The organism is Streptococcus sp. HMSC072D07 (assembly GCF_001814835.1).
Lineage (GTDB): Bacteria > Bacillota > Bacilli > Lactobacillales > Streptococcaceae > Streptococcus.
Genome location: NZ_KV818074.1, coordinates 1 through 23372, shown reverse-complemented (window position 1 = coordinate 23372; position 23372 = coordinate 1). Strand labels below are relative to the sequence as shown.

Below are 23372 nucleotides of genomic sequence, written 5' to 3'. Positions count from 1 at the left end.
ATCCACAACCTCAAAACACTGTTTTGAGCAACCTGCGGCTAGCTTCCTAGTTTGCTCTTTGATTTTCATTGAGTATTAGAACATACAATGGAGGTCGTCATGGACAATATCATCGATGTGTCAATACCCGTTGCAGAAGTGGTAGACAAGCACCCAGAAGTTTTGGAAATCCTAGTGGAGCTCGGTTTTAAACCACTTGCTAATCCCTTGATGCGCAATACAGTCGGTCGCAAAGTATCGCTTAAGCAGGGTTCTAAACTTGAAGGAACGCCTATGGACAAGATTGTCCGCACACTGGAAGCGAATGGTTACGAAGTGATTGGATTAGACTAATGGCAGATGAACGGATTCATATCCTACGGGATATTTTGTTAGAATTGCACAACGGCGCCTCTCCCGAGTCAGTTCAGGAGCGTTTTGATGCGACTTTTACGGGTGTTTCAGCCATTGAGATTTCCCTCATGGAGCACGAGCTGATGAACTCAGACTCAGGTGTCACCTTTGAAGATGTCATGGAACTCTGCGATGTCCATGCTAATCTTTTTAAAAATGCTGTTAAGGGCGTCGAAGTAGAGGATACTGAACACCCTGGCCACCCAGTTCGCGTCTTCAAGGATGAAAATCTGGCTCTCCGTGCAGCTTTGATTCGCATTCGGAGACTGTTGGATACCTATGAGTCTATGGAAGATGAGGAAATGCTGGCAGAGATGCGCAAGGGCTTGGTCCGTCAAATGGGGCTTTTGGGGCAATTTGATATCCACTACCAGCGCAAGGAAGAGCTCTTCTTTCCTATCATGGAGCGCTATGGACACGATTCACCTCCCAAAGTTATGTGGGGAGTGGATGATCAGATCAGAGAACTCTTTCAGACAGCTCTAGCGACGGCTAAGGCACTACCCGAAGTGGCGATTAACACTGTAAAAGAAGATTTTGAAGCTTTTGCGACAGAGTTTGAAAGTATGATTTTCAAGGAAGAGTCCATTCTTCTCATGATTCTCCTTGAGTCCTTTAGTCAGGATGACTGGATTCAGATTGCGGAGGAGAGCGATGCCTACGGCTATGCCATCATCCGTCCGTCTGAGAAATGGGTGCCAGAGCGTCAGAGTTTCGTTGAGGAAAAAAGTGCAGAAGAGCCCGTACAACTAGACACGGCTGAAGGTCAAGTTCAGCAAGTCATCAATACTCCAGAAGGACAGTTCACCATTACCTTTACCCCTAAGGAAAAGGAAGCAGTGCTGGACCGTCATAGTCAACAGGCTTTTGGGAATGGCTATCTCTCCGTCGAGCAGGCCAACCTCATCCTCAATCACCTCCCTATGGAGATCACCTTTGTCAATAAAGACGACATTTTTCAGTACTACAATGACAATGCGCCAGCTGATGAGATGATTTTCAAACGGACGCCGTCCCAAGTTGGGCGCAATGTTGAACTCTGTCATCCGCCTAAGTACCTAGACAAGGTGAAGGCTGTCATGAAAGGTCTTCGTGAAGGTAAAAAGGACAAGTATGAAATGTGGTTCAAGTCGGAGTCGCGAGGCAAGTTTGTCCACATCACCTATGCTGCGGTACACGATGAAAACGGGGAATTCCAAGGCGTGTTGGAGTATGTTCAGGATATCCAGCCCTACCGAGAGATTGATACGGACTATTTCCGTGGATTAGAATAAGGAGAATCAATGAGTTACGAACAGGAATTTATGAAGGAATTCGAAGCCTGGGTCAATACCCAGATCATGATCAACGACATGGCGCACAAGGAAAGTCAAAAAGTCTACGAAGAAGACCAAGACGAGCGTGCCAAAGATGCCATGATTCGCTACGAGAGCCGTTTGGATGCCTACCAGTTCTTGCTTGGTAAGTTTGAAAATTTCAAGGCAGGCAAGGGATTCCATGATTTACCAGAAGGCTTGTTTGGTGAGCGAAACTATTAAAATACAGATACTTTCTTGATTTTTTGCCAAAATCTTGATAGAATATCTTTATTAAATCCTTGTCAGAGCAGGGATTTTTTATTGAAAGGATTTTATCATGTCAAAGAAACTCCAACGTAAAAAACAATTGCGAAATAGCCTTCGTCGTTCAGGTGCCTTTTCAAGTACGGTGACCAAGGTTGTAGAAGAGACCAAGAAAGTCGTGAAACACGCAGAAAAGTCTGCCAGCGAAGCAGGAAAAGTTGTCTCTAAAAAAGTGGAACAAGCAGTAGAAGCGACTAAGGAACAAGCTCAAAAAGTAGCCAATTCAGTAGAAGATTTCGCAGCGACTTTGGGTGGCCTCTCAGTAGATCGTGCTAAGACTTTCTATGATGAAGGCATCAAATCAGCTGCTGACTTTAAAAACTGGACTGAAAAAGAACTCCTTGCCTTGAAGGGAATTGGTCCAGCTACCATCAAGAAATTAAAAGAGCACGGAATCAGCTTCAAGTAATCTTTCTTGAGCCTTGCATTTCCGAGAAAAACTTGCTACAATAAAGCCATCAGAGGTGTTTTGAATCCCACATTTTACAGAAAGTGGCGGTGCTGAGAAGTCCACAAATGTATCAAAACTGGTTGCTGATGGATGAAAAATGAGATAATATTGTCTTTTTATTATAAAGACGAGAGTTGCGGGCTCTGCCCGAAATTGGGTGGTACCGCGGATAAACACATTCGTCCCTGTCATGTAGATGGCAGGGGCGATTTTTTGTAGAAAGCGAGGTAGAAGGATGACAAGAGCAGAGTTGCCAGAACGTTTAGAAACCGAACGGCTAGTCTTACGAGTCCGTACCGTGGCTGATGTTGTGGATATCTTTGACTATGCCAGTAGGCCAGAAGTTTCCTACCCAGCAGGCTTTCCGCCCGTCAAGAGCTTGGAAGATGAGATTTATTATCTGGAGCATATTCTGCCCGAGCGTAATGAAAAGAACAATCTCCCAGCGGGCTATGGAATTGTCGCTAAAGGAACCGATAAGGTCATAGGCTCTGTTGATTTCCCTCGTCGTCACGAGGATGATGTCTTGGAGATTGGCTATATCTTACATCCAGACTATTGGGGTTTAGGTTATATTCCAGAGGCGGCACGTGCCTTGATTGACCTAGCTTTTAAAGAACTTGCTCTTCACAAGATTGAACTGACTTGCTTTGGGTATAACCTTCAAAGTCAACGAGTTGCAGAGAAACTTGGCTTTACCCTCGAAGCTCGCATCCGAGATCGTAAAGATGCCCAAGGCAATCGCTGTGATGATTTGAGATACGGCTTGCTGAGGAGTGAGTGGGAGAGTTTTTAATGAGTAAGATATATTCTTGTTTTTATATGCTTTAAGGGAGACATGATGAGAAGTAGTCATAATCAAATATTAGATGCTTGGATTACAGTAGAACAATTATCAGAAGGGAATATTGAAAAAAGTGATTCTAAGTATAAGATTTTTCAAGGTGATGATTATCAATCAATATTAAAAGATTTTTTTAAACGTCAAAAATTAAAATCCAGTTCAGGGATTGCTGTTTATTGTGGAATTTTCCCTTTTCGAAAAATTATTGAAGTGTTAAGAGGCAAATACAATTTAAAGGCGACGGAGGAAGAATTGGGAAGAGCTTCTTATAAATTTACTTTTGCTCTATACTTTGATAAAGATTTGAAGTTCTTAGCTGATAAGTTTTTTTTAACCATGAGTGGGCAAATTTTCAAAAATGGGGAATTGCCTAAAGATTTCTTAATAGCAGAAAATGAGCTTCGAGAACAATTAGGTCAGGAGTTTCTTGATGGAGAGTTCAACGAAGTTTTTAGTAAACTTCTCAAAAAGTATGAGATTTCACCAAGTGATTGCAGATATTATTTTGTTAAGAATTTTGATGACGAAATAAATTTACATTCATTTTTTCTAAAGGATTTGAAATATGCAAAATCAATTTATAATGAAAATCTCAATAGTTATTTGTCAGGATTCGATTCTGTAAGGGTCAATTTGGACAGCAATAAAGAATCATCTTATTTTAATCCCAAAGATTTAGAAACAATACTTGAACCGAAAAATTATCCATTAGGAAGATTTCCTAGTAACCCTAGATATGCTCTTTCTATGATGCAACAAGTAGCTGTAAATCTAGCTTCAAATGCGGATGAGGAGGTGAGAAGTGTCAATGGACCTCCGGGGACTGGTAAAACGACACTTTTAAAAGACATTTTTGCAGATTTAGTAACGGAACAGGCTAGAATTATTAGTGAATTATCGGCTCCTAAACTTAAAGGGAATCTAGTTTATCATGACAATCCTTATCTTATTGCAAAATTACCAAAAGAAATTGCAGATAAAGGAATCGTAGTTGCAAGTTCTAACAATGGAGCTGTTAAAAATATTGTTAATGAATTACCCCAAAGAAAAGAAATCTATCAGAAATCAAATTGGTTAGATGAATTAAAGAAAATTAATTATTTTGCTGAAATCAGTAATGATTTATTGTTAGAAGATGAAGATGTTTCTAACGACAAAAAACATTGGGGATTATTTTCGATAGAAGGTGGAAAAAAACAGAATAGAGACCGTCTGCAAAATGTTTTAAAAGCAATACGACAAGAATTGAATTCGGATAAATTTCAATCGAATCCATCAGTATACGAAGAGTTTAAAATTCAATATCAGAAGCTGTTTGATAAAAGAGAAAAGATGCAAGAGATAGCGGATAAGATTCGATTTTATGTAAGATCGAAAAATGCTTACCAGCAGTTTGAGGTAGAGTTTCATCAGGATGATGCTCAAAGACGTTCAGAACTATCTAAAATACGGGATAAATATACTCAATTAGAAAATAGTAAAAAGAAAATAGAAACTGAGCTGTCTGAACGCGAGCATCTTATTTCTGTGTCAAATGTTAACAAACAGATTGCAGTACAAGATATTGAGTCAATTAAATTAAATGCTCCACGCTTCTTATGGTTTAAAAGACTTTTCACACCATCGAAATTAGATACTTATTTAATGAGATTGAATCAAGCAAATGAAAGTCTAAAAGCAGAAATGAAGAAGATATATGATGAAAGCCAATATTGCTACAGTTTGCAAAAAGAGATTGAAAAGTATGAATTTGAATTAAATCAACTGAGTCAAAGACAACAGAAGTATAATGAATGGAAATCTAAACAAGAGGATGAATTAATTCGCCATCAGGAAAAGTGTTTAAAATTACAATCTGAACTTGCTACATGTACAGTTAATAAGTTGAATTTTTCCGTTCCGTATGAAGAGCTGCAAGTATCAAATTTTTGGTTTGATGATGCCTATCGAGAAGAGCAGAGTCGTTTGTTTATTAAAGCACTTGCAGTTAGGAAACAATTTATATATGACAATCAAAAGCATTTTGAAAAAGCGTTATGGATTTGGGAGAAACCTCAAAACTATTCAATGAGAGATAATGCTAGTGATTTATATAAAACTTCATGGGATTGGATTAATTTCACTGTTCCAGTTATTAGTACAACTTTTGCAAGCTTTAATTCCATGTTTTGGTGTTTGCCTGAAAATAGTATCGGTAATGTATTTATTGATGAAGCTGGTCAGGCATTACCTCAAGCAAGTGTGGGGGCTATTTTTAGAAGTAAGCATATTATGGCTGTTGGGGATCCTTCTCAAATACAACCAGTACAGACTATGGATAAAAATATTTTAGGATTTTTAGCACAGCATCACAAGATAGCCTCTAAATATCTTGTATCATCAACGCAAGAATTGATGGATTCTGCTAGTAGATATGGTTTTAAAAAACAAGATGGGACATGGATAGGACTTCCTCTCTGGGTTCATCGTCGTTCTAGTGATCCGATGTTCAGTATTTCCAATAAAATTTCTTATGATAATTTAATGGTTCAAGGAAAGGAAGAAGCTCGAGGTATGGGAGAATGGTTTGACGTTGGTGGAGATGCTAAGGATAAATTTGTTCCTGAGCAAGCTGATTATTTGAAAGAAGAGTTGCAGAAAAGATATGAGGAATTTGATGATATTTATGTCATTACTCCTTTTAAAAATGTATCGGTTCAACTAGCAAAAGAACTAGATAAAATCGGTTTCACAAAGCGGGAAAATGGAAAACCTATAAATGTAGGGACGGTACATACTTTCCAAGGAAAAGAAAATAAGATTGTATATTTTGTGCTTGGAGCAGATAATATGAGTGAGGGGGCTGCTCGCTGGGCTGTCTCTGAGCCCAATATTTTAAACGTTGCAGCGACTAGAGCTAAAGAAGAGTTTTATATTATTGGGAATAAATCTCTTTACAAAGCCACACAGAGCCCTATTATAAGAGATACTATTGACATTTTAGATGCTTATCAAAGTAGCTTAGAAATTAACTAGAAAGGACACACACATGTCTAAAGAACTTTCACCTAAATACAATCCAGCCGAGGTTGAGGTTGGTCGTTACCAAAAATGGCTTGATGCCGATGTTTTCAAGCCTTCAGGCGATCAAAAGGCTAAGCCTTATTCAATCGTCATTCCACCACCAAACGTAACTGGGAAACTTCACCTTGGTCACGCTTGGGATACAACTCTTCAGGATATCATCATCCGTCAAAAACGCATGCAAGGTTTCGATACGCTTTGGCTTCCTGGTATGGACCACGCAGGGATTGCGACTCAGGCTAAGGTCGAGGAGCGCTTGCGTGGTGAGGGTATTAGCCGTTATGATCTCGGTCGTGAAAAATTCCTCGAGAAAGTCTGGGAATGGAAAGACGAATATGCGACGACTATCAAGGAACAATGGGGCAAGATGGGGCTCTCTGTAGACTACTCTCGTGAGCGTTTCACTCTTGATGAAGGTTTGTCAAAAGCTGTTCGCAAGGTTTTCGTGGACCTTTACAAGAAAGGCTGGATCTACCGTGGTGAGTTTATCATCAACTGGGACCCCGCAGCTCGCACAGCCCTTTCTGATATCGAGGTGATCCACAAGGACGTCGAAGGTGCCTTCTACCACATGAACTACATGCTAGAAGACGGTTCACGCGCCCTTGAAGTTGCGACAACTCGTCCTGAGACCATGTTTGGGGACGTTGCGGTTGCGGTCAATCCAGAAGACCCACGCTACAAGGACTTGATTGGAAAAAATGTCATCCTTCCTATCGCTAATAAATTGATTCCAATCGTTGGAGATGAGCACGCAGATCCTGAGTTTGGTACAGGTGTCGTGAAAATCACACCTGCCCACGACCCTAATGACTTCTTGGTTGGTCAACGTCATAACTTGCCACAAGTCAACGTTATGAACGACGATGGAACCATGAATGACTTGGCCTTCGAATTTGCAGGCATGGACCGTTTCGAAGCTCGTAAGGCAGTCGTTGCTAAGTTGGAAGAAATCGGTGCCCTCGTTAAAATCGAAAAACGTGTCCACAGTGTTGGTCACTCAGAACGTACAGGTGTTGTGGTTGAGCCACGCTTGTCTACGCAATGGTTCGTCAAGATGGACCAATTGGCCAAAAATGCCATTGCCAACCAAGACACAGACGACAAGGTAGAATTCTACCCACCTCGTTTCAACGATACCTTCCTCCAATGGATGGAAAATGTCCACGACTGGGTTATCTCTCGTCAGCTCTGGTGGGGGCACCAAATCCCTGCTTGGTACAATGCTGAGGGTGAAATGTACGTCGGCGAAGAAGCACCTGAAGGTGATGGTTGGACTCAGGACGAAGATGTCTTGGATACTTGGTTCAGTTCTGCCCTTTGGCCATTCTCAACCATGGGTTGGCCTGATGTTGACTCAGAAGACTTCAAGCGCTACTTCCCAACTTCAACCTTGGTAACAGGTTACGACATCATCTTCTTCTGGGTGTCTCGCATGATCTTCCAATCCTTGGAATTCACTGGACGTCAGCCATTCCAAAACGTTCTTATCCACGGTCTCATTCGAGATGAGCAAGGACGCAAGATGTCGAAATCTCTCGGAAACGGGATTGACCCAATGGATGTCATCGAGAAATATGGTGCCGATGCCCTTCGTTGGTTCCTTTCAAACGGTTCTGCCCCTGGTCAAGACGTGCGCTTCTCTTACGAGAAAATGGATGCTTCTTGGAACTTCATTAACAAGATCTGGAACATCTCTCGCTACATCCTCATGAACAATGAAGGATTGACCCTTGAGCAAGCAAGTGCCAATGTGGAAAAAGTTGCCAACAAAGAAGCTGGAAACGTCACAGACCGCTGGATTCTCCACAACCTCAATGAAACGATCGGCAAAGTTACTGAAAACTTTGACAAGTTTGAGTTTGGTGTAGCTGGACATATCCTCTACAACTTCATCTGGGACGAGTTTGCGGACTGGTATGTTGAGTTGACCAAGGAAGTCCTTTATAGCGATAACGAAGAAGAGAAAGTCATCACACGTTCTGTTCTCCTTTATACTTTGGACAAGATCCTTCGTCTCCTTCACCCAATCATGCCATTCGTGACAGAGGAAATCTTTGGACAAATCTCAGAAGGATCTATCGTTACAGCGGAATACCCAACTGTTAACCCAGCCTTTGAAGATCTTGCTGCTCACACAGGTGTGGAAAGTCTTAAAGACTTGATCCGTGCTGTTCGGAATGCGCGTGCAGAAGTAAACGTAGCACCAAGCAAGCCAATCACCATCCTTGTGAAGACTAGCGATAGTGATTTGGAAGCCTTCTTTAACAGCAATGTTAACTACATCAAACGCTTCACAAATCCAGAACACTTGGAAATCGCATCAAACATCCCTGCACCTGAACTCGCTATGTCAAGCGTCATCACAGGAGCAGAAATCTACTTGCCACTCGCAGACCTCCTCAACGTCGAAGAAGAACTGGCTCGTCTCGACAAGGAACTGGCTAAATGGCAAAAAGAACTGGATATGGTCGGTAAGAAGCTCTCTAACGAACGCTTCGTAGCCAATGCCAAACCAGAAGTCGTTCAAAAAGAACGCGACAAACAAGCCGACTACCAAGCGAAATATGATGCGACCGTCGCACGTATTGATGAGATGAAGAAGTTGGTGAAATAAACTATAAACCTCGGCAATTTGCTGAGGTTTTTGGTATAATAGATAACAGTGTGTATTTTATGTAATATATTTTTATTTTTTAAAAGGCTTAATCATGATTAATATAATAGATTTATTTAGCGGTGCAGGTGGATTAACTGAGGGATTCAGAAATCAGCAATATAAAATATTGGGACACGTAGAGAAAGAAAAAGCAGCTTGTGAAACTTTAAAACTTAGGGAAGTATATTATTATTTAAAGGAAAAAAATAAATTAGGACTTTATAATGACTTTTTAAATAGTAAGACTAGTATAGAGGATTTGTTGAAACATGTACCTCAAGAAAAATTGAATAAAATTCTTAACTTTGAAATTAGTCAAGAAAATATTCACAGTATTTTTAGTTTTTTTGATAATTTAGGGGAAAACGTTGATGGAATTATAGGAGGTCCTCCATGCCAAGCTTATTCAACCATTGGAAGAGCTAGAAATGCTAGTAAAAAGTCTTCAGATGAAAGAATTTATTTATATAAATTTTATATACATTTTTTAAACAAGTATCAACCCCAATTTTTTATTTTTGAAAATGTAAAAGGATTATTGAGTTTTAGAGATGCTGATGATGAGTTTTTATTGCCTAGAATGAAAAAAGAATTTGAAGAGGCCGGCTATTCTTTAGGTTATGAAGTTTTAAATACTAAAAACTATGGTGTTCCACAATCAAGAGAAAGACTTATTATCTTTGGAGTGATGAACAGGAAAAAAGAACTTATTCAGGAATTCTTTAAAAATCTTAAAAAATATGAAGAAAATGAGGTGGATGTTAAAACAGCTTTTCAGGGATTACCTAGTTTAAAGGCGGGAGAAGTAAACAATTCTTATACAAATTTATCAAATGATTATGTTGAACAAAATTTTTTACAGGATTCTAAAACGCCATTAACTCAAAATATTGCAAGACCAAATAATAGCAACGATTTAGCAATTTATAAAATTGTAGCAGAAGCTAAGAAAAATGGTAAAAATATTAAATACAGTGAACTTGACTCAAAGCTAAAAACCCATAAACATACGGATAAATTTTTGGACAGATTCAAAGCTCTTTCATGGAATTCTCCATCACATACAGTAGTTGCCCATATTTCAAAAGATGGTCATCATTATATTCATCCAGATACAAAACAAAATAGATCAATTACTGTGAGAGAGGCAGCTAGATTACAGGGATTTCCGGATAATTACTATTTTTTAGATTCTAGAACCAGTGCTTTTACACAAATTGGTAATGCAGTTCCTCCAATTTTTAGTAAAAAGATGGCTGATGCGATTTTAACATTGGAATTTAAATAAAAATCAACATATGTTCATCATTATTTAGAAATTGAACATATGTTGATTTTTTAGTTAAAAAAGATCGAACGCAGCAAGAAGTTGAGGAGCTACAGCATTCCAGATTGTTTTTAAGGTATCAAATTGAGGGAAATTATGAGCATCATGCATTAATGTGTTTAAATGCTCCGTTGCTTTTATACTTGAAAATTCGTCAATTAGGCTTTGAACTCTATTTGGGGCTATTTTCCCTTTTCTAGAAAGCAGTCGAATCATAGTTTCATACTTAACCTTAAATGAGAGAGGATCAACTTGATTTTCAGCAGTCAGTTTTTTTGGAGTGTTATTTATTCTGATTAAGTCATCATTACTTGCTTCCTCCCAGTAGCGTTTCAATAATACAGTTGTTGTACTTTCAATCATTGCACGTAGTAGTAGGCCTTGGGTTAGAATGAATCGATTGATATCTTTATCTTCTGCTGCTTCTATCATCTCCTCTCTTAGCCTTCGGATTTTAGTACCAATATTTTGTGGAACTCTAAAATTAGCTGGGACTAGTTCTTTATACACACTGTGATCCTTTTTATATGAGGTAGTTGATTTTATTGCAGAATCTAAAATATTTTGTTTTGTTTTTTCTGGGACATCAACATCATCATTTTCTAATGCTTTGCTAATTTTATTGATTCTTTCTTTATCTTCGGTTGATAATGTGGTTTCTGCTAAAGAAGGAGTTTTTTGAATATTTTCTTGTGCTTTTTTCTCTTTTGCTTCGGAACGTCGCTTTTTCCATTCTCTTTGAATAATTCCTATTAGTTTGTTAAGATTTTCTTTGATTTCTATTAATTCGTCATCAGCTTCCCATCTAATAGATTGTCTATCTGTTGAAATAAAATCTTTTTTATTATCATCATCAAGAAAATCAATATTAAAGTAACCGGCTGCATAACTATAGAAATTATCATTTGCTCTATCTTGAAATTGTGTAACAGATTGTTCACTCGCTAGCTTTCCTCTAGACAGTACTGAAAACCCACGTTGATTGGCCTGTAAAGGTGTTTTCTTGGTGCAAATAATCCCGTTTATATGATACTCTTTAAGGTTATGAATGACTATTTGAGATTGTTTATTTGTAAGAGTTTCAAAATCATCTGGAAAAGAAAAAGTAAACTCAATTTCGTCTTTCTTAGGTCGTATACTATTGATAAATACCTCTTCATCTAATTCCTTAATGGTACCGTCATCGCTTGCTAAAGTTACTAAAAAATCTGTACGGGAATACTTGTTAAATCTTTTAGAAAGGCTATCATATAATGTATCGATTTTAGTCAGATTTTTTAAAGTAATGTCTTTAATGGTTATTTTTGTACCATTTGGTTCGTCGGTTTGAACATTATAATGGATTGTTTTTGGATGATAGGTATTATTTGATGAGCCCTGTATGTCATTATAATTCAATTCAAAAGAGTTTAGTTTCTTATTTTGAATGCTATCAATAATAATTGTATTAGCAATACCAAATAAAGCTAGTTTTCCAAGTCCTTTTTTTCCTGTAACTTTTCTGCCGTTTTTCGATAGTCCGGTTTCATTTTTTTTATCATTTATTTTATCTGTCAATCGTCTATTTCTAGCAATGGTCAAAAAATTTTCATTCAGCTCTTGTGCTGACATACCATTGCCGTCGTCTGATACGGTTATTATTTTTTCTCGATAATTAATATGAATTTTAACATTATGGCTATCAGCATCCCAAGAATTGCTGATGAGTTCGGCAATTGCCTGTGGTAACTGTTTATATAATCCAATACCTAGATGTTGAATCGTTGCAGCATGGTAGTTAAGTGTAAATTCTTCAGACATATCGGACTCCTGTGTTTAATATTTTGTTAAATATAGTATATCATATTTTAAAAGTAAAATATCGTTAATACTGGTCATTCATTTTGATTCAAATCTATTTTGTATTGGATTCATAATAGTAGTTTGACAACACGGTAAGTGCTGCTGCAACAACATTTATTATTTTTTTGACATAAGCTTCCTCCAAATAATATTTTTAAATTTACCATGTGATAAAATCAATTGATTTTTACTTAATAAATCATAGATAAATCTATTTTAACCTTTGACTATTCCGCAAAATTATCGTACAATAAAGAGTACATGATAAAATGAGGTCAGAGTCCGTTCGCTCTGGCGATAGTAGTAAAAATGAGGAGAAACGCTTTGGAATTAGAAGTATTTGCTGGGCAAGAAAAAAGTGAACTATCTATGATTGAGGTAGCGCGTGCTATCTTGGAACTTCGTGGTCGCGATCATGAGATGCATTTTAGTGATCTTGTAAACGAAATTCAAAACTACCTTGGAACATCAAACAGCGATATCCGCGAAGCTTTGCCTTTGTTCTACACAGAGTTGAACTTTGACGGTAGCTTCATCTCTCTTGGAGACAACAAATGGGGGCTTCGTTCATGGTATGGTGTGGACGAAATCGACGAAGAAATCATCGCTCTTGAAGAAAGTGACGACGATGAAGTAGCACCAAAAGCTAAGAAAAAACGCGTCAATGCCTTTATGGATGGCGACTCAGATGCCATTGACTACAACGCAGATGATCCAGAAGACGAAGATGCATACGAAGCAGATCCAGCTCTTTCATATGATGATGAAAATCCAGATGATGAGAAAAATGAAGTGGAAGCTTACGATGCAGAAATCAACGAAATCGCTCCTGATGACTTGGGTGAAGACGTGGATCTTAACGAAGAAGACGACGAGTTTTCTGACGATGATGCTGAAACGAGTGAAGAAGAGTAAAAGACTTCACAGAGGAGATCGTAAGATCTCCTTTTTTGTTGCTTGGGCAAAGTAGTTGAGCAGATCATCCGTTTGGATGCGGATCTTTAGTTGGTTTTCTGAAAACAATCTCCTTTTTTCATCTTTTACCGATTCGGGTTGACAAATGATCTGCTTTGAGGTATCATATTGTTCGGGCACCTCTTTTAGAGGTCGGGGCTCCCTAGTTACTAGGGAGCTATTTTTGTTTTTTCAGGAAGTTTTCTTGAAAAGTCGTGATTCATAAGGGTCTTGTTTTCGATCTCCCCTCGTAGTTAACAAGGCCTTGAGCATTTTAGAAAGAGGAATCTATGTCTACGAAATATATTTTTGTAACTGGTGGTGTGGTGTCGTCTATTGGGAAAGGAATTGTCGCAGCAAGTCTGGGCCGACTCTTGAAAAATCGTGGTCTTAAAGTAACTATTCAGAAGTTTGACCCTTATATCAATATCGACCCGGGAACTATGAGTCCTTACCAGCACGGGGAAGTCTTTGTGACAGATGATGGGGCTGAGACCGATTTGGATTTGGGTCACTATGAACGTTTCATCGATATCAATCTCAACAAATATTCCAACGTGACAACTGGTAAAATCTACAGTGAAGTTCTTCGTAAGGAACGTCGTGGAGAATACCTTGGGGCAACTGTTCAAGTCATTCCTCATATCACAGATGCTTTGAAAGAAAAAATCAAGCGTGCCGCTCTAACGACCGACTCGGATGTCATTATCACAGAGGTTGGTGGAACCGTTGGAGATATCGAGTCCTTACCATTTCTAGAGGCCCTTCGTCAGATGAAGGCAGATGTGGGTGCAGATAATGTCATGTACATCCATACAACCTTGCTTCCTTACCTCAAGGCTGCTGGTGAAATGAAGACCAAGCCAACTCAACACTCTGTAAAAGAATTGCGTGGTTTGGGAATCCAGCCAAATATGTTGGTCATTCGTACAGAAAAACCAGCTGGTCAAGGAATTAAAAATAAACTAGCTCAGTTCTGTGACGTGGCTCCAGAAGCTGTTATCGAGTCTTTGGATGTCGAACACCTTTACCAAATTCCATTGAACTTGCAGGCACAAGGCATGGACCAAATTGTTTGTGACCATTTGAAACTAGATGCACCAGCAGCGGATATGACAGAGTGGTCAGCCATGGTGGACAAGGTCATGAACCTCAAGAAACAAGTCAAGATTTCCCTTGTCGGTAAGTATGTGGAGTTGCAAGATGCCTACATCTCAGTGGTCGAAGCCTTAAAACACTCTGGTTATGCCAACGACGCAGAAGTGAAGATTAATTGGATCAATGCCAATGATGTGACAGCAGAGAATGTAGCAGAGCTCTTGTCTGATGCGAACGGAATCATCGTACCTGGAGGTTTTGGTCAACGTGGTACGGAAGGGAAAATCCAAGCCATTCGCTATGCGCGTGAAAATGATGTTCCAATGTTGGGAGTCTGCTTGGGAATGCAGTTGACTTGTATCGAGTTTGCTCGTCACGTTTTAGGGCTTGAAGGTGCCAATTCTGCAGAACTTGCACCAGATACAAAATACCCTATCATCGATATCATGCGTGACCAGGTTGATGTTGAGGATATGGGTGGAACCCTTCGTTTGGGACTTTATCCATCTAAGTTGAAACGAGGTTCTAAGGCAGCGGCTGCTTATCACAATCAAGAAGTGGTGCAACGCCGTCACCGTCACCGTTATGAGTTTAACAACGCCTTTCGTGAACAGTTTGAGGCGGCAGGTTTTGTCTTCTCGGGAGTTTCTCCAGACAATCGTTTGGTCGAAATTGTAGAAATTCCTGAGAATAAATTCTTTGTGGCTTGTCAGTATCACCCTGAACTTTCCAGTCGTCCAAATCGTCCAGAAGAACTCTACACTGCCTTTGTTACTGCAGCAGTTGAAAATAGTAACTAGTTATCTTCTAATTTCTGAGAATAATCTCAGAGATTTTTTTAATCCATTCAGGAAATTCTTGTTAACTCAGGCGCTTGGCAATAAGAATTAGACTCACTGAGGTAAGAGATTTTCCTTGCTCATATACGGCTTCCCTATTTGTCCTAGAGCCCTTTTTGTGTTACAATGAATGGTATGAAAGCTAAGAAATTATGGATGACTGGCTTGACTGTGGCTGGTCTAAGTGCCCTTGCTTTAGGGGCTAAAAAAGCAGCAGATAATCACAAGCTCATGAAGACTCAGGAAGAGTTGACCGCTATCGTGCGCGAACTTTTCTCAGATATGGGTGAGATTGCGACTCTCTATGTTCAAGTCTACGAAGGTAGCCTAGAGCGACTTGTCGGAGGAGTCATTTTCGAGGATGGCCGTCATTATACCTTTGTCTATGAAAATGAAGACCTGGTCTATGAGGAGGAAGTCTTATGATACAACCAGCAAGTTTAGAAGAATTGGCATCTTTAGTAGAAAAAGATGGCAAGAAGGTTTTCCTTTTTGTAGCGGACTGGTGTGGCGATTGTCGTTATATCTATCCAGCCTTGCCAGAGATTGAGGAGACTAATCCAGAGTTCACCTTTATTCGAGTGGACCGAGACCAGTATCTGGATCTGGCCAAACTTTGGGATGTTTACGGGATTCCTAGCCTTGTTGTGCTAGAAAAGGACAAGGAAATCGGCCGTTTTGTCAATCGCGACCGTAAAAGCAAGGAAGAAATTAACGACTTTTTAGCAGGACTGAAATAGGAGAAAATGAAAGAATGATTTTTACATATAATAAAGAGCATGTTGGCGATGTCCTTATGGTCATCGTGAAAAACAGCGGAGATGCCAAACTAGACGTGGAGCGCAAAGGCCAAGTAGCCCGTGTTTTCCTCAAAGATAATGGGGAAACAGTAGCTTGGAATATTTTCGAAGTTTCAAGTTTGTTTGAAATTGCAGAGCGTGGTCAAGTCTTTTTGACAGATGAGCAAGTCGCTCGTTTGAACCAAGAATTGCAGGCGGAAGGATTTACAGAAGAAATTATCAATGACAAAGAACCTAAGTTTGTTGTTGGTGAAATTGTCGAGATGGTAGCTCACCCAGATAGTGACCACCTCAACATCTGCCAAGTGGCAGTCGCAAGTGACAAGACAGTGCAAATCGTTGCAGGGGCTCCCAATGCGCGTGTTGGGTTGAAAACCATTGTAGCTCTTCCTGGAGCGATGATGCCAAAAGGCAATCTCATTTTCCCAGGCGAACTTCGCGGTGAAAAGAGTTTTGGCATGATGTGCAGCCCTCGTGAACTTGCCTTGCCAAATGCTCCGCAAAAACGTGGTGTTATTGAATTATCAGAAGACCAAGTTGTTGGAACTCCATTTGACCTAGCCAAACACTGGACTGCCTAGGAAATTGTCAGTGTTTGATAGACCAGATAGAGGGGGATAAGATGGCAAAAAATGTAGTAATTACAGGAGCGACCTCAGGAATCGGTGAAGCGATTGCGCGTGCTTATCTGGAGCAGGGGGAGAATGTCGTTCTAACAGGGCGACGGACAGACAGACTAGAGACCCTCAAGTCAGAGTTTGCAGAAACTTTTCCAAATCAAACAGTTTGGACCTTTGCACTGGATGTCACGGATATGACCATGGTGAAGACTGTCTGCTCCGATATTTTGGAAACGATAGGTCAGATTGATATCTTGGTCAATAACGCTGGACTAGCTCTTGGCTTGACTCCCTATCAAGACTACGAAGAATTGGATATGCTGACCATGTTGGATACCAATGTCAAAGGTTTGATGGCAGTTACTCGCTGTTTCTTACCAGCAATGGTAAAAGTCAATCAGGGTCATATTATCAACATGGGATCGACCGCAGGAATCTATGCCTATGCTGGGGCAGCTGTTTACTCAGCCACCAAGGCAGCAGTTAAGACTTTTTCAGATGGTCTGCGAATTGATACCATTGCAACGGATATCAAGGTGACCACCATTCAACCAGGGATTGTCGAAACAGATTTCTCTACAGTTCGTTTTCATGGTGACAAAGAGCGTGCTGCCACCGTCTATCAGGGAATTGAGGCCTTGCAAGCTCAGGATATTGCAGATACAGTGGTCTATGTGACCAGTCAGCCTCGTCGTGTGCAGATTACAGATATGACCATTATGGCCAATCAACAGGCGACAGGTTTCATGGTTCATAAAAAATAAAAAATTTTCTCGAAAAGTTACAAATTTTTGTAACTTTTTTTTGATTCCTTGCGAATAGATAAGTAGGAGGAAGAAAATATGTATAATAAAGTTATCATGATCGGGCGCTTGACGTCTACACCAGAATTGCACAAAACCAACAATGACAAGTCAGTAGCGCGTGCAACTATCGCTGTGAACCGTCGTTACAAAGACCAAAACGGGGAACGTGAAGCTGACTTTGTCAATCTTGTTCTTTGGGGGAAATTGGCTGAAACCTTGGCAAGCTACGCAACTAAAGGTAGTCTTATCTCTGTGGATGGAGAACTTCGTACCCGTCGCTTTGAGAAAAATGGCCAGATGAACTACGTGACTGAAGTTCTTGCCACAGGATTCCAACTTTTAGAAAGCCGTGCCCAACGTGCCATGCGTGAAAATAACGCAGGACAGGATTTGGCAGATTTGGTCTTGGAAGAGGAAGAATTGCCATTTTAAACATTGAAAAGTCTGAGTTGGTCTCAGGCTTTTTTATATTGAGAAAGTCAGACTTTTTTCTTGACTATTTCTGACCAAGTGATACAATAGAACTATAAATTAGCACTCAAATATAAAGAGTGCTAATAATATGTAGTTTATCATGGAGGAAAACAGATGTTGAAACCATTAGGAGACCGTGTGGTCTTGAAAATCGAAGAAAAAGAACAAACTGTTGGAGGCTTTGTCCTTGCAGGATCAGCCCAAGAAAAAACAAAAACAGCCCAAGTTGTAGCTACTGGACAAGGTGTCCGTACTTTGAACGGTGACTTGGTAGCGCCAAGCGTTAAGTCTGGAGACCGTGTTTTAGTGGAAGCCCATGCAGGTATTGATGTCAAAGATGGCGATGAAAAGTACATGATCGTAGGCGAAGCCAACATCTTGGCGATTGTTGAAGAATAGAAGGAGAAAGTAAGTATGTCAAAAGAAATTAAATTTTCATCTGATGCTCGTTCAGCTATGGTTCGTGGTGTCGATATCCTTGCAGACACTGTTAAAGTAACCTTAGGACCAAAAGGTCGTAATGTTGTGTTGGAAAAATCATTTGGCTCACCTTTGATTACCAATGACGGTGTGACCATTGCCAAAGAAATCGAGTTGGAAGACCATTTTGAAAATATGGGTGCCAAATTGGTATCAGAAGTAGCTTCAAAAACAAATGATATCGCAGGTGACGGGACAACTACTGCAACTGTTTTGACCCAAGCGATCGTCCGCGAAGGAATCAAAAACGTCACTGCAGGTGCCAACCCAATCGGCATTCGTCGTGGGATTGAAGCAGCGGTTGCCGCAGCAGTAGAAGCTTTGAAAAACAATGCCATTCCAGTTGCTAATAAAGAAGCCATCGCTCAAGTTGCTGCCGTATCTTCTCGTTCTGAAAAAGTCGGCGAATACATCTCTGAAGCTATGGAAAAAGTTGGCAAAGATGGTGTCATCACTATTGAAGAATCACGTGGTATGGAAACAGAGCTTGAAGTCGTTGAAGGAATGCAGTTTGACCGCGGTTATCTATCACAGTACATGGTGACGGATAGCGAAAAAATGGTGGCTGATCTTGAAAATCCATACATTTTGATTACTGACAAGAAGATTTCCAATATCCAAGAAATCTTGCCGCTTCTAGAAAGTATTCTTCAAAGCAATCGTCCACTCTTGATTATTGCGGATGATGTAGATGGCGAAGCTCTTCCAACTCTTGTATTGAACAAGATTCGTGGAACCTTCAACGTAGTAGCAGTTAAGGCACCTGGCTTCGGTGACCGTCGCAAAGCGATGCTTGAAGATATCGCTATCTTGACAGGTGGAACAGTCATCACAGAGGATCTTGGTCTTGAGTTGAAAGACGCTACTATTGAGGCGCTTGGTCAAGCTGCGAGAGTAACTGTGGACAAAGATAGCACTGTTATCGTAGAAGGTGCTGGAAATCCTGAAGCCATTTCTCACCGTGTTGCAGTTATCAAGTCACAAATCGAAACCACAACTTCTGAATTCGACCGTGAAAAACTCCAAGAACGATTGGCTAAATTGTCAGGTGGTGTCGCAGTCATCAAGGTCGGAGCTGCAACTGAAACTGAGTTGAAAGAAATGAAACTCCGCATCGAAGATGCCCTCAACGCTACTCGTGCAGCTGTTGAAGAAGGAATCGTTGCAGGTGGTGGAACTGCTCTTGCCAATGTCATTCCAGCCGTTGCTGATTTGGAATTGACAGGAGATGAAGCGACAGGACGCAATATTGTTCTCCGTGCCTTGGAAGAACCAGTTCGTCAAATCGCCCACAATGCAGGATTTGAAGGATCTATTGTCATCGATCGTTTGAAAAATGCTGAAGTTGGTACAGGCTTCAACGCAGCAACTGGCGAATGGGTCAACATGATTGAAGAAGGAATCATTGACCCAGTGAAAGTGAGCCGTTCAGCCCTTCAAAATGCAGCATCTGTAGCCAGCTTGATTTTGACAACAGAAGCAGTCGTAGCCAATAAACCGGAACCAGCAGCCCCAGCTCCAGCAATGGATCCAAGCATGATGGGCGGCATGATGTAAAAGCAACTTATAAAAAACACTAAAGGAGGGAACATGCATCCCTCCTTTTATGGTTTTCTCTTCTAAAATTGATTTGAGCTCTCCTAACTTATATGATAAAATAAAACTAGAAAAAGGAGAAGAACATGATCGATGTAGAAGAAATTCTGAGCAAGATGAACCCCAATCAGAAGATTAATTATGACCGTGTCATGCAGAAGATGGTACAAGTATGGGAGAAAAATGAGCAACGTCCCACTATTCTCATGCATGTTTGCTGTGCTCCTTGTAGTACCTACACCTTAGAATACCTGACAAAATACGCTGATGTGACTATCTATTTTGCCAATTCCAATATCCATCCCAAGGCAGAATACCACAAGCGGGCTTACGTCACCAAGAAATTTGTCAGTGATTTCAATGAGCGAACAGGCAATACAGTCCAGTACCTAGAAGCTCCCTATGAACCCAATGAATACCGGAAGTTAGTCAGAGGACTGGAAGAAGAACCTGAAGGTGGTGACCGTTGCAAGGTTTGTTTTGACTACCGTCTGGATAAAACAGCACAGGTAGCTATGGACTTGGGTTTTGACTACTTTGGTTCAGCCTTGACCATCAGTCCCCATAAGAATTCTCAAACCATCAACAGCATCGGAATTGATGTGCAAAAGATTTATACCACCCACTATCTTCCAAGTGATTTCAAGAAAAATCAAGGTTACAAACGTTCAGTGGAGATGTGCGAGGAGTATGATATCTATCGTCAATGCTATTGTGGATGCGTCTATGCAGCTCAAGCCCAGAACATTGATCTTGTTCAGGTTAAGAAGGATGCCACGGCTTTCCTGTTAGATAAGGATGTTGAAAAAGATTATTCCCATATCAAGTTTACTGTCACTAAATTAGATATATAGCAATTAACCCAGCTTCTAGGCTGGGTTTTTCAAATAAAAAACCAGAGCTCTCACCCCGGTTTGACAACTTTACCGATTCTTTAGTTCTATGTAGCGTTTGTACCAAATGTTGACATAGGCCTCTGAGAAAGGACCGCGCCCATTGTTGATCCAATCAACAAGGATTTTAACATGCTCTTTCAAAATATAGTCTAAATCATCAGAATACTTCATTTTGCGTTTATGGCGCTCATACTCTTCAACGTCCAAGAGACGCTTTTCACCATCAGTGAAGACCTTGACATCCAAATCATAATCAATGTATTTCAGGGCTTCCTCATCTAGATAGTAGGGGCTGGCCATATTGCAATAGTAGGAAATCCCATTATCACGAATCATGGCAATGATATTAAACCAATATTTTTTGTGAAAGTAAACAATAGCCGGTTCTCGAGTCACCCAACGACGACCGTCACTTTCGGTAACAAGTGTGTGGTCGTTGACGCCGATAATAGCGTTCTCTGTTGTTTTTAGTACCATGGTGTCCCGCCAAGTACGGTGGAGACTCCCATCATGCTTATAACTTTGAATTGTAATAAAGTCGCCTTCTTTTGGAAGTTTCATAACTAACCAACTTTCTACAATTTATAAGTTTATCGTCTACTATTATATCATAAATTGGTCTAATTTTTTTGAATTTTACCTGAAAATGTTAAAGATATTCTCTGAGAGCGCTCGCTATATCCGAAAAATCATAGCCTTTTCTAGCTAAAACTTGAGTTAATCGTTGCTTTAGTTCGTAACCTTCATATTTGCGAGCGTATTTAGCATATTGTTTATCCAGTTCTTTAAAAATGAGCTCTTGAGTCGTTTCTTGGTCGACTTGACTGTCCAAGTCGTCAAAGGTATTCTTAGCATCAGAATAGGAGAAGCCTTTGTTGGTCAAGTTTTGGATAATCTTATCTTGCAAGGCACGAGCGGGAAGCTTTCCCGTGTATTTTTTTAGAAGTTTCTCCGCCACACGTTGAGCAACCTCCGAAAAATCAAAATCCTTTAAAACATCTTCAATAGTTGCTTTGGCAATCCCTTTTTGAGACAGTTTTTGAGCCAGCACATAAGGTCCCTTATCTCCAGAAAGTTGATTGGCATTGATGATAGAGTAGGCATACTGACGATCATTAATCCAGTTATCTTCTTTAAGATTAGCGATAACTTGACTAGTGATTTTTTCATCAAGATCATACTTTTTCAGATACTCACGAACTTCCTTTTCGGTTCGAGCTTTAAATGATAGATGATAGAGGGCGAGATTTTTACCATAAGAGAACTGGGCAAAGTCCTGAATCTCGGTAAGTTCCTCTTTACTAATGACTTTATCTCGAGACAACATAAAACGGACAATGGTATCCTCCGTGATATAAGAAGTTTGCTGTCCATCTAGTTCCATCAAGTAGAGGCGTTTTTTCTTTTCAAGTTTTGTGATTTTCATAGTTCTATTATACCCTAAAATGTGATAAGATAGGGGTATGAATCTGAAAGTCAAACAAAAAATACCTTTAAAAATCAAGCGGATGGGCATCAATGGCGAGGGAATCGGATTTTACCAAAAAACTTTAGTATTTGTGCCTGGAGCCCTCAAAGGAGAAGACATCTATTGTCAAATTACTTCTATTAAACGTAACTTTGTTGAAGCCAAATTACTAAAGGTTAATAAGAAGTCTAAATTTCGAGTCGTACCAGCTTGTACGATTTATAATGAATGTGGTGGTTGCCAAATCATGCACCTCCACTATGATAAACAGTTAGAGTTCAAAACAGATTTGCTCCACCAAGCCCTGAAAAAATTTGCCCCTGCGGGATATGAAAACTATGAAATCCGTCCAACTATCGGAATGCAGGAACCAAAGTACTACCGTGCTAAGCTTCAATTCCAGACTCGGAAATTTAAAAATCAGGTCAAGGCAGGTTTGTATGCGCAAAACTCTCATTATCTCGTAGAGTTGAAAGACTGTTTGGTGCAAGATAAGGAAACCCAAGTGATTGCGAATCGCCTAGCTGAACTTCTTACTTACCACCAAATTCCAATTACAGATGAGAGAAAAACGTTAGGCGTTCGTACTATCATGGTACGTCGAGCAAGAAAAACGGGACAAGTCCAGATTATCATTGTCACAAATCGCCAGCTTAATTTAACCCAGCTAGTAAAAGACTTAGTTAAAGATTTTCCAGAAGTCGTCACAGTTGCAGTCAATACAAATACAGCGAAAACAAGTGAAATCTATGGTGAAAAGACGGAAATTATCTGGGGCCAAGAGAGTATTCAAGAAGGAGTACTCGACTATGAGTTTTCTCTCTCCCCTCGAGCTTTTTACCAGCTTAATCCTGAGCAGACAGAAATTCTCTATAGTGAAGCAGTTAAGGCTCTGGATGTCAGCAAAGAGGATCATCTGATCGATGCCTATTGCGGTGTTGGGACGATTGGATTTGCCTTTGCAAGTAAAGTAAAGAGTCTCAGAGGAATGGATATTATTCAGGAAGCCATAGAAGATGCCAAGCGAAATGCTAAAAAAATGAGATTTGACAATACCCATTACGAAGCGGGAACAGCTGAAGAGATTATTCCACGCTGGTATAAAGAAGGCTACCGAGCAGATGCCTTGATAGTCGATCC

22 protein-coding genes are annotated in these 23372 nt (G+C 40.1%); 19 read left to right on the top strand and 3 right to left on the bottom strand.

Going from position 1 to position 23372, the window contains the following annotated elements:
• Positions 1-99 precede the first annotated feature (99 nt).
• The 8 genes from HMPREF2991_RS07680 (at position 100) to HMPREF2991_RS07645 (ending at position 10320) form a co-directional block, all read left to right on the top strand.
• Complete coding sequence (locus tag HMPREF2991_RS07680) at positions 100-333, top strand: DUF1858 domain-containing protein (RefSeq protein WP_000368739.1); 234 nt, start codon at positions 100-102, stop codon at positions 331-333.
• Positions 333-1667 carry a DUF438 domain-containing protein gene (locus tag HMPREF2991_RS07675; protein ID WP_070567088.1) on the top strand — a complete coding sequence of 445 codons (1335 nt, stop codon included), beginning with the start codon at positions 333-335 and terminating at the stop codon, positions 1665-1667. The genes HMPREF2991_RS07680 and HMPREF2991_RS07675 overlap by 1 nt, the downstream gene beginning before the upstream one ends.
• A 9-nt stretch (positions 1668-1676) precedes the next feature.
• Positions 1677-1931: a DUF1912 family protein gene (locus tag HMPREF2991_RS07670; protein WP_000119707.1), complete on the top strand. Its 255-nt coding sequence runs from the start codon at positions 1677-1679 to the stop codon at positions 1929-1931.
• Between the two features lie 97 nt (positions 1932-2028).
• On the top strand, positions 2029-2424 hold the full coding sequence (locus HMPREF2991_RS07665) for a helix-hairpin-helix domain-containing protein (RefSeq protein ID WP_000038699.1): 396 nt from the start codon (positions 2029-2031) through the stop codon (positions 2422-2424).
• 277 nt (positions 2425-2701) lie between these two features.
• Positions 2702-3262 (top strand): GNAT family N-acetyltransferase, encoded by a 561-nt coding sequence (locus HMPREF2991_RS07660; protein ID WP_070683792.1) that lies wholly within the window; start codon positions 2702-2704, stop codon positions 3260-3262.
• 45 nt (positions 3263-3307) lie between these two features.
• Positions 3308-6325, top strand: a complete 3018-nt coding sequence (locus HMPREF2991_RS07655) for a DEAD/DEAH box helicase (RefSeq protein WP_070567093.1) — start codon at positions 3308-3310, stop codon at positions 6323-6325.
• Positions 6326-6338: 13 nt separating this feature from the next.
• Positions 6339-8990, top strand: coding sequence for a valine--tRNA ligase (locus HMPREF2991_RS07650; protein ID WP_070567096.1), 2652 nt, complete (start codon positions 6339-6341; stop codon positions 8988-8990).
• 94 nt (positions 8991-9084) lie between these two features.
• Positions 9085-10320 carry a DNA cytosine methyltransferase gene (locus tag HMPREF2991_RS07645; protein ID WP_061409583.1) on the top strand — a complete coding sequence of 412 codons (1236 nt, stop codon included), beginning with the start codon at positions 9085-9087 and terminating at the stop codon, positions 10318-10320.
• Positions 10321-10374: 54 nt separating this feature from the next.
• Here HMPREF2991_RS07645 and HMPREF2991_RS07640 read toward each other — a convergent pair whose 3' ends face one another.
• Positions 10375-12159 carry an ATP-binding protein gene (locus HMPREF2991_RS07640; RefSeq protein WP_070567099.1) on the bottom strand — a complete coding sequence of 595 codons (1785 nt, stop codon included), beginning with the start codon at positions 12157-12159 and terminating at the stop codon, positions 10375-10377.
• Between the two features lie 366 nt (positions 12160-12525).
• Here HMPREF2991_RS07640 and rpoE point away from each other — a divergent pair, with 366 nt between their 5' ends.
• The 10 genes from rpoE (at position 12526) to HMPREF2991_RS07590 (ending at position 20722) form a co-directional block, all read left to right on the top strand.
• Positions 12526-13116 (top strand): DNA-directed RNA polymerase subunit delta, encoded by a 591-nt coding sequence (gene rpoE / locus HMPREF2991_RS07635; RefSeq protein WP_000418415.1) that lies wholly within the window; start codon positions 12526-12528, stop codon positions 13114-13116.
• 329 nt (positions 13117-13445) lie between these two features.
• On the top strand, positions 13446-15053 hold the full coding sequence (locus tag HMPREF2991_RS07630) for a CTP synthase (RefSeq protein ID WP_070567101.1): 1608 nt from the start codon (positions 13446-13448) through the stop codon (positions 15051-15053).
• 165 nt (positions 15054-15218) lie between these two features.
• The gene (locus HMPREF2991_RS07625; protein ID WP_049501144.1) at positions 15219-15518 is read left to right on the top strand and encodes a DUF4651 domain-containing protein; all 300 of its coding nucleotides are present in this window, start codon (positions 15219-15221) and stop codon (positions 15516-15518) included.
• The gene (locus HMPREF2991_RS07620; protein ID WP_049501143.1) at positions 15515-15832 is read left to right on the top strand and encodes a thioredoxin family protein; all 318 of its coding nucleotides are present in this window, start codon (positions 15515-15517) and stop codon (positions 15830-15832) included. The genes HMPREF2991_RS07625 and HMPREF2991_RS07620 overlap by 4 nt, the downstream gene beginning before the upstream one ends.
• A 14-nt stretch (positions 15833-15846) precedes the next feature.
• Complete coding sequence (ytpR, locus tag HMPREF2991_RS07615) at positions 15847-16473, top strand: YtpR family tRNA-binding protein (protein ID WP_049501142.1); 627 nt, start codon at positions 15847-15849, stop codon at positions 16471-16473.
• Positions 16474-16514: 41 nt separating this feature from the next.
• Entirely contained in the window at positions 16515-17276 is a 762-nt protein-coding gene (locus HMPREF2991_RS07610; protein ID WP_049501141.1) for an SDR family NAD(P)-dependent oxidoreductase, read from the top strand.
• 78 nt (positions 17277-17354) lie between these two features.
• Positions 17355-17750 carry a single-stranded DNA-binding protein gene (locus HMPREF2991_RS07605; RefSeq protein WP_000282459.1) on the top strand — a complete coding sequence of 132 codons (396 nt, stop codon included), beginning with the start codon at positions 17355-17357 and terminating at the stop codon, positions 17748-17750.
• Positions 17751-17906: 156 nt separating this feature from the next.
• The gene (gene groES, locus HMPREF2991_RS07600) at positions 17907-18191 is read left to right on the top strand and encodes a co-chaperone GroES (protein ID WP_070567104.1); all 285 of its coding nucleotides are present in this window, start codon (positions 17907-17909) and stop codon (positions 18189-18191) included.
• 15 nt (positions 18192-18206) lie between these two features.
• Complete coding sequence (gene groL, locus HMPREF2991_RS07595; protein WP_000031555.1) at positions 18207-19829, top strand: chaperonin GroEL; 1623 nt, start codon at positions 18207-18209, stop codon at positions 19827-19829.
• A gap of 125 nt (positions 19830-19954) precedes the next feature.
• A complete protein-coding gene (locus tag HMPREF2991_RS07590) occupies positions 19955-20722 on the top strand; it encodes an epoxyqueuosine reductase QueH (protein WP_000567567.1) in 768 nt (255 codons plus the stop codon).
• 69 nt (positions 20723-20791) lie between these two features.
• On the opposite strand, the gene HMPREF2991_RS07585 is transcribed toward HMPREF2991_RS07590, so the two are convergent.
• Together HMPREF2991_RS07585 and recX are read right to left on the bottom strand one after the other, a co-directional pair.
• Positions 20792-21325, bottom strand: coding sequence for a nucleoside tri-diphosphate phosphatase (locus HMPREF2991_RS07585; protein WP_000775318.1), 534 nt, complete (start codon positions 21323-21325; stop codon positions 20792-20794).
• Between the two features lie 88 nt (positions 21326-21413).
• Positions 21414-22190 (bottom strand): recombination regulator RecX, encoded by a 777-nt coding sequence (gene recX / locus HMPREF2991_RS07580; protein ID WP_000705071.1) that lies wholly within the window; start codon positions 22188-22190, stop codon positions 21414-21416.
• Between the two features lie 37 nt (positions 22191-22227).
• Here recX and rlmD point away from each other — a divergent pair.
• Positions 22228-23372, top strand: a 1145-nt coding sequence (gene rlmD, locus HMPREF2991_RS07575; protein ID WP_070683790.1) for a 23S rRNA (uracil(1939)-C(5))-methyltransferase RlmD, incomplete at its 3' end; no start/stop codon positions are given.

Coding starts and splice junctions, on each gene's coding strand:
- HMPREF2991_RS07625 (WP_049501144.1), top strand. CDS start 15,219: ATGAATGGTATGAAAGCTAAGAAATTATGGATGACTGGCTTGACTGTG.
- HMPREF2991_RS07670 (WP_000119707.1), top strand. CDS start 1,677: ATGAGTTACGAACAGGAATTTATGAAGGAATTCGAAGCCTGGGTCAAT.
- HMPREF2991_RS07680 (WP_000368739.1), top strand. CDS start 100: ATGGACAATATCATCGATGTGTCAATACCCGTTGCAGAAGTGGTAGAC.
- HMPREF2991_RS07585 (WP_000775318.1), bottom strand. CDS start 21,325: ATGAAACTTCCAAAAGAAGGCGACTTTATTACAATTCAAAGTTATAAG.
- groL (WP_000031555.1), top strand. CDS start 18,207: ATGTCAAAAGAAATTAAATTTTCATCTGATGCTCGTTCAGCTATGGTT.
- HMPREF2991_RS07645 (WP_061409583.1), top strand. CDS start 9,085: ATGATTAATATAATAGATTTATTTAGCGGTGCAGGTGGATTAACTGAG.
- HMPREF2991_RS07590 (WP_000567567.1), top strand. CDS start 19,955: ATGATCGATGTAGAAGAAATTCTGAGCAAGATGAACCCCAATCAGAAG.
- groES (WP_070567104.1), top strand. CDS start 17,907: ATGTTGAAACCATTAGGAGACCGTGTGGTCTTGAAAATCGAAGAAAAA.
- HMPREF2991_RS07610 (WP_049501141.1), top strand. CDS start 16,515: ATGGCAAAAAATGTAGTAATTACAGGAGCGACCTCAGGAATCGGTGAA.
- ytpR (WP_049501142.1), top strand. CDS start 15,847: ATGATTTTTACATATAATAAAGAGCATGTTGGCGATGTCCTTATGGTC.
- HMPREF2991_RS07665 (WP_000038699.1), top strand. CDS start 2,029: ATGTCAAAGAAACTCCAACGTAAAAAACAATTGCGAAATAGCCTTCGT.
- recX (WP_000705071.1), bottom strand. CDS start 22,190: ATGAAAATCACAAAACTTGAAAAGAAAAAACGCCTCTACTTGATGGAA.
- HMPREF2991_RS07620 (WP_049501143.1), top strand. CDS start 15,515: ATGATACAACCAGCAAGTTTAGAAGAATTGGCATCTTTAGTAGAAAAA.
- HMPREF2991_RS07640 (WP_070567099.1), bottom strand. CDS start 12,159: ATGTCTGAAGAATTTACACTTAACTACCATGCTGCAACGATTCAACAT.
- HMPREF2991_RS07630 (WP_070567101.1), top strand. CDS start 13,446: ATGTCTACGAAATATATTTTTGTAACTGGTGGTGTGGTGTCGTCTATT.
- HMPREF2991_RS07605 (WP_000282459.1), top strand. CDS start 17,355: ATGTATAATAAAGTTATCATGATCGGGCGCTTGACGTCTACACCAGAA.
- HMPREF2991_RS07650 (WP_070567096.1), top strand. CDS start 6,339: ATGTCTAAAGAACTTTCACCTAAATACAATCCAGCCGAGGTTGAGGTT.
- HMPREF2991_RS07660 (WP_070683792.1), top strand. CDS start 2,702: ATGACAAGAGCAGAGTTGCCAGAACGTTTAGAAACCGAACGGCTAGTC.
- HMPREF2991_RS07675 (WP_070567088.1), top strand. CDS start 333: ATGGCAGATGAACGGATTCATATCCTACGGGATATTTTGTTAGAATTG.
- HMPREF2991_RS07655 (WP_070567093.1), top strand. CDS start 3,308: ATGAGAAGTAGTCATAATCAAATATTAGATGCTTGGATTACAGTAGAA.